General features: G+C 36.2%; 9 protein-coding genes and 1 tRNA gene. 3 read left to right on the top strand and 7 right to left on the bottom strand.

Annotated features, from left to right (window positions below; genetic code table 11):
• Positions 1 to 21: 21 nt before the first annotated feature.
• The 3 genes from ftsZ to P178_RS0120445 all read left to right on the top strand — a co-directional run bounded on the left by ftsZ (position 22) and on the right by P178_RS0120445 (position 2578).
• Positions 22 to 1929 carry a cell division protein FtsZ gene (ftsZ, locus tag P178_RS0120455; RefSeq protein ID WP_027067990.1) on the top strand — a complete coding sequence of 636 codons (1908 nt, stop codon included), beginning with the start codon at positions 22 to 24 and terminating at the stop codon, positions 1927 to 1929.
• A gap of 88 nt (positions 1930 to 2017) precedes the next feature.
• The gene (locus P178_RS0120450) at positions 2018 to 2461 is read left to right on the top strand and encodes a GatB/YqeY domain-containing protein (RefSeq protein WP_027067989.1); all 444 of its coding nucleotides are present in this window, start codon (positions 2018 to 2020) and stop codon (positions 2459 to 2461) included.
• Between the two features lie 43 nt (positions 2462 to 2504).
• Positions 2505 to 2578, top strand: a tRNA-Arg gene (locus P178_RS0120445).
• Positions 2579 to 2802: 224 nt separating this feature from the next.
• Here P178_RS0120445 and P178_RS0120440 read toward each other — a convergent pair.
• From P178_RS0120440 to pulA, 7 genes are all read right to left on the bottom strand, one after another.
• Positions 2803 to 3780, bottom strand: a complete 978-nt coding sequence (locus P178_RS0120440; RefSeq protein ID WP_027067988.1) for a YpdA family putative bacillithiol disulfide reductase — start codon at positions 3778 to 3780, stop codon at positions 2803 to 2805.
• Positions 3777 to 4427 carry a ribulose-phosphate 3-epimerase gene (gene rpe / locus P178_RS0120435; protein WP_027067987.1) on the bottom strand — a complete coding sequence of 217 codons (651 nt, stop codon included), beginning with the start codon at positions 4425 to 4427 and terminating at the stop codon, positions 3777 to 3779. The genes P178_RS0120440 and rpe overlap by 4 nt, the downstream gene beginning before the upstream one ends.
• Positions 4428 to 4510: 83 nt before the next feature.
• Positions 4511 to 7627 (bottom strand): WD40/YVTN/BNR-like repeat-containing protein, encoded by a 3117-nt coding sequence (locus P178_RS0120430; protein ID WP_036147254.1) that lies wholly within the window; start codon positions 7625 to 7627, stop codon positions 4511 to 4513.
• Positions 7628 to 7849: 222 nt separating this feature from the next.
• Entirely contained in the window at positions 7850 to 10483 is a 2634-nt protein-coding gene (locus P178_RS0120425) for a c-type cytochrome (protein ID WP_027067985.1), read from the bottom strand.
• A gap of 50 nt (positions 10484 to 10533) precedes the next feature.
• On the bottom strand, positions 10534 to 10986 hold the full coding sequence (locus P178_RS0120420) for a tRNA (cytidine(34)-2'-O)-methyltransferase (RefSeq protein ID WP_027067984.1): 453 nt from the start codon (positions 10984 to 10986) through the stop codon (positions 10534 to 10536).
• The gene (locus P178_RS0120415; RefSeq protein WP_027067983.1) at positions 10986 to 11210 is read right to left on the bottom strand and encodes a VF530 family DNA-binding protein; all 225 of its coding nucleotides are present in this window, start codon (positions 11208 to 11210) and stop codon (positions 10986 to 10988) included. Before P178_RS0120415 ends, P178_RS0120420 begins: the two co-directional genes overlap by 1 nt.
• A 30-nt stretch (positions 11211 to 11240) precedes the next feature.
• The gene (pulA, locus tag P178_RS22465; protein WP_036147251.1) at positions 11241 to 13223 is read right to left on the bottom strand and encodes a type I pullulanase; all 1983 of its coding nucleotides are present in this window, start codon (positions 13221 to 13223) and stop codon (positions 11241 to 11243) included.
• Positions 13224 to 13266: the final 43 nt, after the last annotated feature.

Genomic DNA, 13266 nt, shown 5'->3' with positions numbered 1-13266 from the left:
ATAACCAGTAATAATTAGAATATGAGTAAGAACAGCGAATTTGATAATATCTCTTTTGATCTACCAAAGAATCAAAGCAACGTTATAAAAGTCATTGGTGTAGGTGGTGGTGGTAGTAATGCCATAAATCACATGTTCCAAGCAGGTATTAATGGGGTTGATTTTGTAATCTGTAATACAGATTCTCAAGCTTTGGACAATAGTCCTGTGCCAAACAAAATACAACTAGGCATGTCATTAACAGAAGGTTTGGGTGCTGGTGCCAACCCTGAAGTTGGTGAACAGGCTGCCATGGAAAGCATGGAAGAGATTAAAGGTATGTTGGATACAACTACCAAAATGATCTTTATTACTGCTGGTATGGGCGGGGGAACAGGAACTGGTGCTGCTCCCGTAATTGCCAAGTTTGCAAAAGAATTAGATGTTCTTACTGTAGGTATCGTTACTATGCCGTTTCAATTCGAAGGTAAAATGCGAGTTGAACAAGCACAACGAGGTATTGAAAAATTACGTAAAAATGTCGACTCGCTGATCGTCATTAATAACAATAAATTAAGAGAGGTTTACGGAAACCTTGGTTTTAAAGCTGGTTTCTCTAAAGCTGATGAAGTGTTGGCAACAGCTGCAAGAGGTATTGCAGAAGTTATTACACATCACTATACACAAAACATAGATTTACGTGATGCTAAAACGGTACTGTCTAACAGTGGTACTGCTATTATGGGTTCTGCTATTTCATCTGGTTCGGCAAGAGCAAATGAGGCTATCATGAAAGCGTTGGATTCTCCGTTATTGAACGATAACAAAATTCAAGGTGCTAAAAACGTATTGTTATTAATCGTTTCTGGTGCTCAAGAAATTACTATTGATGAAATAGGAGAAATCAATGATCATATCCAAATAGAAGCAGGTTACGGAGCGAACATTATTATGGGTGTTGGTGAAGATGAAAGCTTAGGGGAAGCTATTGCTGTAACGGTTATTGCAACTGGGTTCAATATTGAGCAACAAGATGATATCGTAAATACCGAATCAAAAAAAATAATTCATACTTTGGAAGAAGGGCAACGTGCAGAGGCAATGTTGTTATCTAACACTAAAACGGTCCATACGTTAGAAATGGATGATGAGGAAGAGGAGGTAAAAGAAGTCAAACCCGTAAAAAAGTATGAGTTCGTTGAGGAAGAAGATTTCGATTTAATACCTACAACGAACTACATTAAGAATTTCAATGTTTTTTACGAGGAAGTATTAGCTGAAAATGTTTCTGAAGATGATTTTGTAATAGTAGATAAGCCAACAACTTTAAGAGATATTGAGGTAGTAGAGCCAGAAGTATTACGAGTACAAGAAGAGGAAAGATTTACATCTAATTTCGATTCATCAAGAGATGAAGAGGAAAAAGAAAACGTAATCATGTTCGATTTACATGACGAAGTAAAGGATTTAGATGTAAACGATAGTATAGAGATAGTACCTGTACTTGAGTATAACAAGAATGGTGAAAAAAGATATAGTCTTGATGATTACATGCAGTTAGAAAGTAAACTAACCGGTGCTAAATCTAAAGCAGAGGAGTTTGAGCCTAAAGTTATTGAAGATGAATTAGTCTTCGAGAAAAAGACAGTAGCTCCAAAAAGAGAGTCGTACCCAGAGGAACAATTAGATCCAATGGAAACTCCTATCGAAGAGTTGTTAAGAGAAAGAGCGGATGAGCGTAGAAGAAAATTGAAAGACTTCAATTATAAATTCAAAAATAACGCGCCAACTAGTTACGATGAAAAGAAACCTGCTTACCAAAGACAGGGTGTTAATTTGAACGATAATCCAAGAGAGAAGAAAATTTCTAGAACCTCTTTAAGTGGTGATAGTAGCGACGATATTCAATTGCGTTCTAACAACTCTTTTTTACATGATAATGTAGACTAGTAGTAGGCTCACAATAATTTATAAACCCGAAAACTAACTTAGTTTTCGGGTTTTATTTTTTATCTTCGCTGATCAAAATATACAAGCAATGGGTTTACAGCAAAGAGTAATGGAGCAGTTGAAATTAGCTATGAAAGCAAAGGATTCAGTAGCACTAGAATCGCTTAGAGCTATTAAATCTGCGCTATTGGTAGCAAGTACTAGTGGAGGTGGAGAAATCACTGAAGATGACGAAATACAGATAGTACAGAAATTAGTAAAACAAAGAAAAGATAGCGCTGCTATTTTTATAGAGCAAGGAAGACAAGATCTTGCTGATCCAGAAATGGCTCAAATCGCTGTTATAGAACAATTTTTACCAGAACAACTTACTGAAGAAGAAGTAGAGAAAGTAGTGGTACAAACTATAGATTCTATCGGTGCTTCAGGGATGAAGGATATGGGTAAAGTTATGGGAATTGTTTCAAAAGAATTAGCAGGTCAAGCTGATGGTAAATTGATTTCTACAATTGTAAAAAAGAAATTGACATAAGTTAAAAGTGTCAGGATAAGTTTTAGTTTTAATAACTAGAAATGGCCTCGTGGCGCAACTGAATAGCGCATCAGATTTCGGCTCTGAGGGTTGGGGGTTTGAATCCCTCCGGGGTCACAATTTAAAAAAAAAACCTAATCAACAGTAATATAGTTGGTTAGGTTTTTTTAGTATTTCTAAATGTTATGTGTTGGTGCAATAAACGGTATGTTAAAGTATACTAATCATGTAAGTTTTGATAACTTTAAATGGCTGATTGCGTTTATCCGTAAAAACTATTATAATCTTCTAAATAAATTAAAAAAGAATTAATTGGTTAATCCTCTTCAATAAAAAATAAATTATGAGGTAACCGTATTAGAAATAATATCTGATACAATCATTTTAGCATGTATTCTTGAGTTTTCTATGAACCATTTATGTGTTTCCATTCCGCCACAAATTACACCAGCTAAATACAAACCATCAATATTGGTTTCCATAGTATCCGGGTTATATTCAGGTAGTTTTTTAGCGTCATTACTAATGTTGACACCTAATTTCTCCAAGAAGTTAAAGTTGGGTTTATAACCTGTTAATGCCAGTACAAAATCGTTTTCAATTTCTACAACGTCATTTTCTGTATTCAAAGAAATACTATTCTCAGTAATCGATTTAACCGTGGTGTTGTAATAAGCCTTTATGCTACCTTCTTCAATACGATTTACAATGTCTGGTCTAACCCAATATTTTACACGTTGCCCCACTTCAGAGCCTCTGATAATTAAAGATACGTCAGCTCCTTTTCGCCAACATTCAAGTGCTGCGTCAATTGCAGAATTACTTGCGCCTATAACGGCAACTTTTTGACCTGAATAATAATGAGGGTTATCATAGTAATGAACAACCTTTTCTAAATCCTCACCAGGTACGTTAAGTAAATTAGGTAAATCGTAAAAACCGGTGGCAATTACAACTTGTTTAGAAATGTAGGTGTTCTTTTCAGAGACAACAGTAAATGTACCCTCATTCTTCTGAACGTTTTCTACTTTTTCAAATAGCTTAATATTTAGTTTGTTAGAGGTTACTATACGTCTGTAATATTCTAATGCCTCGTCTCTTTTTGGCTTTGCTTCTTTACTAATAAATGGAATTTCATCAATTTCTAGCTTCTCAGATGAAGAGAAAAATTGCATATTAGACGGATAATGAAAAAGTGAATTTACAATAGGTCCTTTCTCTAATATTACATAAGTAAGACCATTTTTCTTAGCTTCTAATCCGCATGCAATACCTATTGGTCCACCACCAACTATAACGATATCAAGTTCAGTTTTCATCCCTTTAATTCTTTTATAGTTTTAACTGGATCAGCACTTTTAAATACAAAGCTTCCGGCAACTAAAATATCTGCGCCAGCATCCACTAACTTTTGAGAATTGGCAGTAGTTACTCCGCCATCAATTTCAATTAGGGCAGCAGATTTTTTTCTGTTGATTAAAGCCTTGGTAGCTCTTATTTTATCATAGGTGTTTTCAATGAATGATTGTCCGCCAAAACCAGGGTTTACGCTCATTATTAAAACCACATCAATGTCTTGAATAATATCTTCTAAAAGCATAATATTGGTGTGTGGGTTTAGTGCAACACCTGCTTTCATTCCTAAAGCTTTTATAGCCTGTATAGTTCTATGTAAATGTGTACAAGCTTCATAATGAACAGTTAATATATGAGCTCCAAGATTAGCGAATTCTTCTAGATAACGGTCAGGGTCCACAATCATTAAGTGCACGTCTAAAGGCTTGGTAGCACTCTTTTTAATAGCTTTTACCACAGGCATGCCATAAGAAATATTAGGAACGAAGACTCCGTCCATGATATCGATATGGTGATACTCCGCTTCGCTTGCATTTACCATTTCTACATCTCGCTGTAAATTTCCAAAATCAGCTGCTAATAGTGATGGTGCTATACTTGGCTTTTTCATTTTATAAAACGATTATTATTCAGTACAAAAATACGGATTTGTAATTCGATGTGCTGTTGTTTTTCTTTTTGCTTTTACCTCATTTAGTCAATTGTAGTACCACCGTTTTTAGATAAAATAGGGTTTATTTTAGATTTGTATTTTCCTAGTATGCTATTCAATTTGTTTAATTCTACGTCTAACTCTGCGGAAAGTTCTTCAAAAACTTTGTAAGCTCCATTTGTTGGTTTTGCTTCACCAGATTCAACACTACGTCTTAGTGATGCTAATCTATTATTTAGTTTTATAGGAAAATTTAAAGGGTCTTGCCCTGATTGATTTTTAACTTGGTACAGTGCCTCTTCTACCTCTGATAATTCATTTAAAAATGGAGTTACCGAATTATTGAAATCATTTGAATCTATGTTGTCTTTATTAGCCATTAAAGCCTTTTTTATCTCTCGAATTTTAATGACTGCTTCGTTGGCGGCTGAAGTTTTAGCCATTATTTTGTTGGATAAAGTAAATTGTTCATCTAAATCTTCTTTGGTAATTCCCTTTAAGTTTGGATCCATTTCAATATTAAAAGCATATACTTTCTCATAATCACCAGATTTCATTTTTACCTTGTAAGTACCTAAGGGTGCTTTTGGACCACGAGCTGGTCTTGCGCTCCAAATAATCATTCCTTCAAAAGTGGTAGCTCCCGGGTATCTCATGTCCCAAGTGAAATTATTAATTCCTTTGGCAGTGGTAGGTTTAGATGAGCCGCCTTTTAACCAATATGGGAGATTGGGGTCTACTTCATACTTTGGTTTGCTACCCGTAAAGGTGTCTATTAGATTATCTTTTGCGTCATAAATTTCAAAAGTTATCGTGTCTTTCTGCTCTTTTAAATAATATTGAATAGAAGCATCGGTTAAACCTCTTAAGGCATTTGTAGGTTTAAAAAGTACGGCTTCTTGTTTCTCCATTTCTGGGGTAAATTGTCTTAAAGGTTGAATATCATCAAGTATCCAAAATCCTCTACCGTGCGTACCAAGAACAACATCGTTATCTTTTATAACTAAATCTCTAACAGGTGTATCTGGAAGTTTTAGTTGAAGGCTTTGCCATAATTCCCCATCGTTCATAGAAAAATAGACACCATGTTCTGTAGCTAGAAATAGTAAACCTTCACGAACAGGATCTTCGCGAACTGCTCTTGCAAAATGACCATCTTCAATACCGGTTATTATTTTTGTCCAGGTTTTACCATAATCATGCGTTTTAAATACATAGGGTTGTCTATCATCAACTTGATATCTATTTGCCGCTACGTATAAAGTACCAGGGTTGTGTAGCGATTCATCAATAATACTTACCCTAGAAAATTTAGGTAACTCTTTAGGGGTAATGTCTGCCCAGTTTTTACCACCATCTCTTGTGATATGTATTTTACCATCATCAGAACCTGCCCAAATAGTATTAATATCATGGTTTGATGGAGCCAACGCAAAAACGGTAGCATAAATTTCTGGTCCGTTCATATCCATGGTGATAATGCCACCGGTTTTACCTAAGGTTGATGGGTCGGCATACGTTAAATCTGGACTTATCTTTTCCCAAGATTGTCCATCATCGGTTGTTTTCCAAATATGTTGAGAGCACGTATACATTACATTTGAATCTTGTGGCGCAAACATAATAGGGAATGTCCATTGCCAGCGCTCAGGTAATGCGCTTGCAGGTTCACCAGAGAAAAACCTAGGGTATACTTGAATGTCTCTAGATTGACCGTTACTTCTGTCGTATCGTGTTAACAGCGCACCTTGGCTGCCTGCATAGAAAATATCTAGATTTTCAGGATGCTGGGTAATCCAACCACTTTCTCCGCCACCAACGGCATACGCCCAGCCATCTCCTTGACCTCTAGCCTGCATATGACCCCAACCATCACTAGGTACTGCAATGGTACTATTGTCTTGTTGTGCACCCGCTACGTGATAAGGAACATCATTAGTTGTCATTACATGATACAGCTGTGTGGTAGTGTAATCTTCTTCTGTCCAAGACTTACCGCCATTAATACTTACAACACCACCCCCATCATTGGAAGAAATCATACGATCAGGATTATTAGGGTCTATCCATAAATCATGATTGTCGCCATGTGGCACTTTAATTTTAGTGTCAAAAGTTTTTCCGCCATCAGTAGATTTCCAAAAATCTACATTAAGTCCGTAAACTGTTTCTTTATCAATCGGATCGGCATAAATTCTAGAATAGTAAAAAGCACGTTGTCTTAATTTACGCTCGTCATTAGTACGTTCCCAAGTTTTACCCGCATCGTCTGAACGAAAAACACCACCTTCATTAGCTTCTACTATAGCCCATACACGGTTAGAATCTGCAGGCGATACAGTAACACCTATTTTTCCTAACGGTCCTTCTGGCATACCTGGGTTCTTGGATAAATCTGTCCAAGTTTCTCCGCCATCTGTAGATTTCCAAAGTTTGCAATCTGGTCCGCCGCCCCACATTTTCCATGCTTTTCTTTGAACTTGCCAAGTACTCGCATATAAAACCTGTGGGTTATTTCTATCTATTATTAAATCTACTGCACCTGCTTTATCACTTACATACAATGTTTTTTTCCAATTTTTACCACCATCTGTACTTTTAAAAACACCGCGTTCTTCATTGTCTCCATAAGGGTGACCTAATGCAGCAACGTAAACAATATCTGGATTTGTTGGGTGAATTCTTATTCTTGAAACGGCTTGGGTTTCTTCAAGTCCTAAATGACTCCAGGTTTTACCGGCATCAGTAGATTTGTAAACTCCGTCCCCTTGAGTAATGCTACCTCGTAATTGTACTTCGCCCATACCAATATAGACAATGTCAGGATTCGTTTCTGCTACAGCAACTGCGCCTACAGAAGAACTGGTAATCTGTCCGTCGGTAACAGCTTCCCATTCATTACCGCCATCGGTAGTTTTCCAGAGTCCGCCACCAGTTGCACCAAAATAATACTCATTAGGTCTGCTGGGACTACCTGCCGACCCTAAAGAACGACCGCCACGTACAGGTCCAATATTTCGCCATTCCAAGTTTTCATAGAAAGCTTTGTCAAGCGTTGCGTTGTCAACTTTATTTTTAGATGATTTTTTTTGAGCAAATGAAATGCTACAAAATGATAAGAAAAGAAAAATAAAAGCGTGTAAAAATTTTGAGTTCATCAGGTTGTTGTTTGGTAGGTGATTAGAAAAATATCAGTTTGAAATTAATAATTTAATCTGCCAATTGTAAATGATTAGACAATTTTAACTGCTGGATTTTAGGTTTAATATCATACTGGTAATTAGAGGTAAAGTAGGTAGTGATTATCCTAATATTAGATTCTAAATTTGAAGAATTAATAAAACCAAATCTCAACTTTTTTTGAGATTTGGTTTAGATATTTAATTTTCTTCACCCGTATAAAATTTATGATTTTCATCTCCACCAGAAATGATATAGACAAATAGATCGGCTACTTCTTGTTCGTTCAATCTATTTAATAATCCCGGTGGCATTGGTGATATTGGGGAGAGTTCTTTTTTAGTAATAGTGTTTTTAGCAATACTTACCGTATAGCTTTCATTAAAGGGATTTGGCATTATTACAATACTGTCGCCAGCTTCAGATTTAATACGACCCGCTATTTTTTCATCTTTGTCTAAATGAAATAGGGTATTGGCATATTGGTCAGATATTTCATCGCTAGGGCTGTAAATAGCAAACATTAAATCATATGTGCTAAATTTTGTGTGAGCCTGGGTTAAATCTGGTCCTGCGGCACCACCTTCTCCACGAATTCTATGGCATACTGTACATGTTGCCGAAGCAAAAGCTCTTTTTCCGGCCTTTATGTTGCCTTGGTAATTATCTAGACCGCGCCAAACGACATCTCCCATATTCTCGCCATTATAGTTTTTACCCGGACCGAAAGGTTGGGGTAAATCTGCAATTGAGCTGGATGGGGAATAGACACCGGAGATTTCTTGAAAATACTCTCTTTTATCTTCAGGTACATTTAATATGGCCCGCTGTCTAACATTTTCCATATATGCTTTAAAGCTCATGCCTCCTTTAGAACGAAGAACATCAAAGTACCAAGAAAAATAGCGTTTTCTTAAATCTTCGTTCCAGCCTTTTTTAGCATTACTAAGCAACATTCCATAATAGATAGCCTCACTAGGTGGCATTTTTGCGATAACTTCTCTAATTAGTGGACCGTATTCCTCGCTACGAAGCGTTGCTTCTTCAGAAAGCATTTCTACACCTTTTGTGACTGTTTTTTGTTTTGTGTGATATTCAAGACGTTCAACTAATTTTTCTATTATACCATTTGCTTCTAGAAATAATAAAATTTGAGATAACTCTTTGCTTACCGCGCCTTTGGAACTAGCGAATGAGGGATTTAAAGCATTGATTATTTTTTGGCTTTGTCGGTTATCCGGTTTTCCCATTCTAATAAAATTTAGGGAGTAGGCTCTTAGAAGGTCTACTTGTAAATTTTCGTCTAGCGATTTAATGGGAATACTTAGAAGTTTGTTTAAGATTAAGGGCTGTAAATCACTTTTCCCTTGATGAATTAAAGCTATACTGCTCTCGATAATTTTTTGACTGTCTGTTTCTTTTTTGTAACTATTTAACCAAGAATCTATAGGTTGGTGTTCTAGAGCTATTCGTGAAGCATATCTTATAAATCTATCCGGATTGTCTAAATGATTCCAACCCAATTCAGTTCCCGATGTAGAAATTTTTGTATGATATTCTTCTAGTTGCTTACGAAGATTTCGTTCTTCGCTAATCAATGATTTTTCTTGACTTCGTGCGGTATTCTCTGTTCCTGTATATCGTAATCTATATAAATGGGAATCAAGTCTGCGACCGCCTGTGGCAAAGTAAATGTTGCCATCGTTACCTGCAATCATATCGGTCAAGGGTAGGGGAGTTCCTGACAGGAATTCTTCCCGCTTGGCTTCGTAAGAACTACCTTTTGGTTGCAGTTCTATAAAGTAAACGGTGCCAAAACTCCAGTCCATAGCAAGTAACCCATTTTGGTATTTTTCAGGAAGATTTAAATTTGTTGTCGATAATACGGCTGTGGGAGAGCCTTGCTCTAAATTGTGTACAGCGGGTAGATTATCTGGATAATATGCAGGCCATTTTCCAGAACCCGTTCTCCAGCCAAATTCACTGCCACTGGTAACATGGCAAATTCTTGTAGGTCTGTACCATGGCATTCCAATGTCCCATTCCATATCGGCATCATAAGCAAAAAGTTCACCATCAGTATTGAAAGCCATATCAAAGGGGTTTCTAAATCCTGCGGAAATTAATTCGAAAGACGAACCATCGGGATTGAATTTTGATATCCATCCGCCAGGCGCTTTTACATCGTTAGCATGGCCTCTAGCATCTAAATACGGAGTAAATAAATTGCCTTCACCCCAATTGGTGGGGATTCTACTATTTTCTTTTACTCTTTCGGGAATTAGAGTGTGATTACCCGCGATGAAGTAAATTTCTTTGCCATTTGGCGATAACGCAAAACTATGCGGACCATGTTCGCCGCTACCTTCTAAGCGAAGTAACATTTTGGCAGCGTCTAATTTTCCGTCATTATTAGTGTCGGTAATTCTATATATTCCGCTGCCTTTCTCTTGATCATCTGGTATGTCATCATCCCAATTCTTATTAACGGCAACATACAAGCTGTTAAATGCCCATAGTAAACCATGCGCCTCACCAATTTCAACGTCTAAAGGAGTTACATCTTTCTGTGAGAGAACAGCTCCTATTTCAGGAACTTTAAATTGATAAAGTTTGCCATATTGGTCACATGCATACATGGTATTACCATTACCTTGTGCCAAAGCTACCCAAGAGCCTTGTTCAGCATTACTAGGGTGGTAAATTTCTTCTAGCTCAAAATCTGCGGGAGTATTAAATGCAATGGAAGTTTCTGTGGTATCTTCCTTTTTCTGATTGCAAGAACTTAAAATTAAGATAAGAGATAAAATGAAAAAGTGGTTGATTGTTTTCATCGGTTCTTTGTATTGGTCTCTTAAAGATACAAAGTAACCTAAAGCAAAAATCAGTCTAATTGGCGCAATCCCTCATAAACGGAAATAGCTACGGCATTAGCTAAGTTTAAACTGCGAATATGTTTGCTGTAAAGTGGAATTTTCACGGCATTATCCTCATTTTCAGTTAAGTTAGATTTAGGTAAGCCAACAGATTCTTTTCCAAAAACTAAAAACATATCGTTGGTGTATTCAATTTCCCAATGGTTTTTGGTAGCTGTAGCAGAAAAGAAAATCATTTTTTTGTCTTGATGCTGCTTAAAGAAAGCATCGACATTATCATACATGATTACGTTAAGGTGTTGCCAGTAATCTAGACCAGCACGTTTAAGACGTTTATCACTTAGCTCAAATCCAAATGGTTTTACTAAATGTAACGTGGATCCTGTAGCGAGTGCCAATCTGCCAATATTGCCTGTGTTATTAGGTATTTCTGGCTCTATGAGTACAATATTTAAGCTCATTATTTTTTAAAGGATTGTAAGTATAAATGTTCCACTTTTTCTCTTGCCCATGGTGTTCTGCGTAAAAATTTGAGGCTTGATTTTATAGACGGATTACTTTTAAAACAATTAATATTGATTTGACCAGCTAAATCTTCCCAAGAATATTTCTCTGTTAGTTCTTCAAGCATGGTGGCTAACTTTACACCATGAAGTGGATTATTTGGTTGTGAATCTGAACTCATGACTGATTATTTATTTAACAGTAAAAACGGTTATTTTTGAAAAGCAACATACATTGAAAGTGCGGGTACATCAATAGTATTCTTTATTGATTTTGAGCCCTGAAGGTCAAAGGTACTACCAGAAATGGCTTTTTGCCAAGTACCATCAATTTTATAATTAATGTTTTTATTGTGTGCATTGTAAATAACCAAAATATTCTTCCAAGTATCACCATTTGCATGCTCTTCTAAAATGAAGGAGACAAGGCTGTCATTTGCTTTTTGAAATTTTAAATGCTTTTGTATATCAAGGGCATTGTGCATGGTAAATGCCGAATGTGCTTTTCGTAATTGAATAAGGTTTTTATAATACTCAAAAACCTCTTTATGGTCATTTTTCCAATTCCAGTTTATTTGATTAATACTATCCGGAAGGTTATAAGAATTATGCGCTCTGTTTTTTGTACGCAACATTTCTACACCAGCATGTAGAAATGGAGTTCCTTGAGATGTTAATACTATAGCATTAGCCAATTTGTCCATAGCAATTAATTCACTTAAAGCTGCATCTGGTCTTGAAATTTTTAATTTATCGAAAAGTGTGTGATTATCGTGACAAGAAACATAATTTATAGATTGCCAAGATTCTAAGGTCCAGGGAGCATCTGAATAGTTGACGTTACTATAGTTAATTTGTGGATGTTGAATAGCACCAACAATTCCAAATTTAATGGACGCTTCCGTATTCTTTGCGCCACTTACAAAACCCAAACTCTCATCTTCAAAAACAGAACCTTTAAGTCCGTCACGAAGGTCATCATTGAAAGCTGCAAAATGTGGAAGCTGTTGTACGTGTTTTTTTAACGCTCGTTTTTCTTCTGGTAGAGGGGATTCTTTTGCTGACCATCCTTCGCCATAAAGCAAAGCATCAGGATTAATTTTTAAAACAGCGTTAGAAATTTTATTCATAGTTTCTATATCATGAATTCCCATGAGGTCAAATCTAAAGCCGTCGATATGATATTCCTTAGTCCAATATGTGACAGATTCAATAATGAATTTTCGCATCATGGCTCTCTCTGATGCAGTTTCATTACCACAAGCAGCAGCATCTGCGTATGAACCATCTTCCCATTGGCGATAATAATAACCAGGTACTTCTTGGTTAAAATTAGATTCTTCTGTTTTACCTGTATGATTATATGCAACATCCATAATTACACCAATACCATTATCGTGAAAAGTCTTCACCATTTGTTTGAATTCCTTTATTCGAACTTCAGCATTAAACGGATCGCTTGAAAAAGAACCTTCAGGCACATTATAATTTTGAGGGTCATAGCCCCAATTAAATTGCGGGGTATCTAAATTACTTTCGTCAATAGAATAATGGTCAAAAGTGGGTAAAAGATGCACATGTGTAATACCTAATTCCTTAATGTGGTCAATACCAGTTGCTATATTATTTGGACCTATAGTTCCTGTTTCTACTAAACCTAAGTAGGTGCCTGGCATTGTAGATCCAGATTGAGGATGAATTGTCATGTCACGAATATGTAATTCATAAATAACAGCTTCATTTTGGCGCTTTAAAACAGGCGATTTGTCTTGTTTCCATCCAACAGGGTTGGTTGTCTTCATATTTAAAACCATAGCTCTATTTCCATTTACGCCAACAGCTTTAGCATAAATACCAGGTGTTTCTTTTAGCCATTTATTCTCGGTTTTAATTTGATAGGTGTAATAGATGCCGTTTAAGTCTTCTCTAACTTCCTTTTCCCAAACACCTAAATCTTTATAGGTGAGATTAAACGTAGAAAATGCCTTTGAGTCATCACCTGTTTTAAATAATCTTAAAACGATTTCTTCAGCATTCGGTGACCATAATTTAAATAAGGTAGATGCTGTGGTATACTGTATCCAAAGACTTTCTTCTACAGGTGTAGGGTACAAATTAAAATCTGTAATTGTCTTTTGATTATTGCAAGAATTAAACAAAGTGAGAATCGTTAGTATTAGTAAAAGATGTTTCATTAAAACAGTGATGTATGCTCTAAGATAGGGAAAGATTTTACTA

The organism is Maribacter sp. Hel_I_7 (assembly GCF_000688315.1).
Classification (GTDB): Bacteria; Bacteroidota; Bacteroidia; order Flavobacteriales; family Flavobacteriaceae; genus Maribacter; species Maribacter stanieri.
Note: the sequence above shows the minus strand (reverse complement) of the source record. Positions and strands in the feature narration are given on the sequence as shown.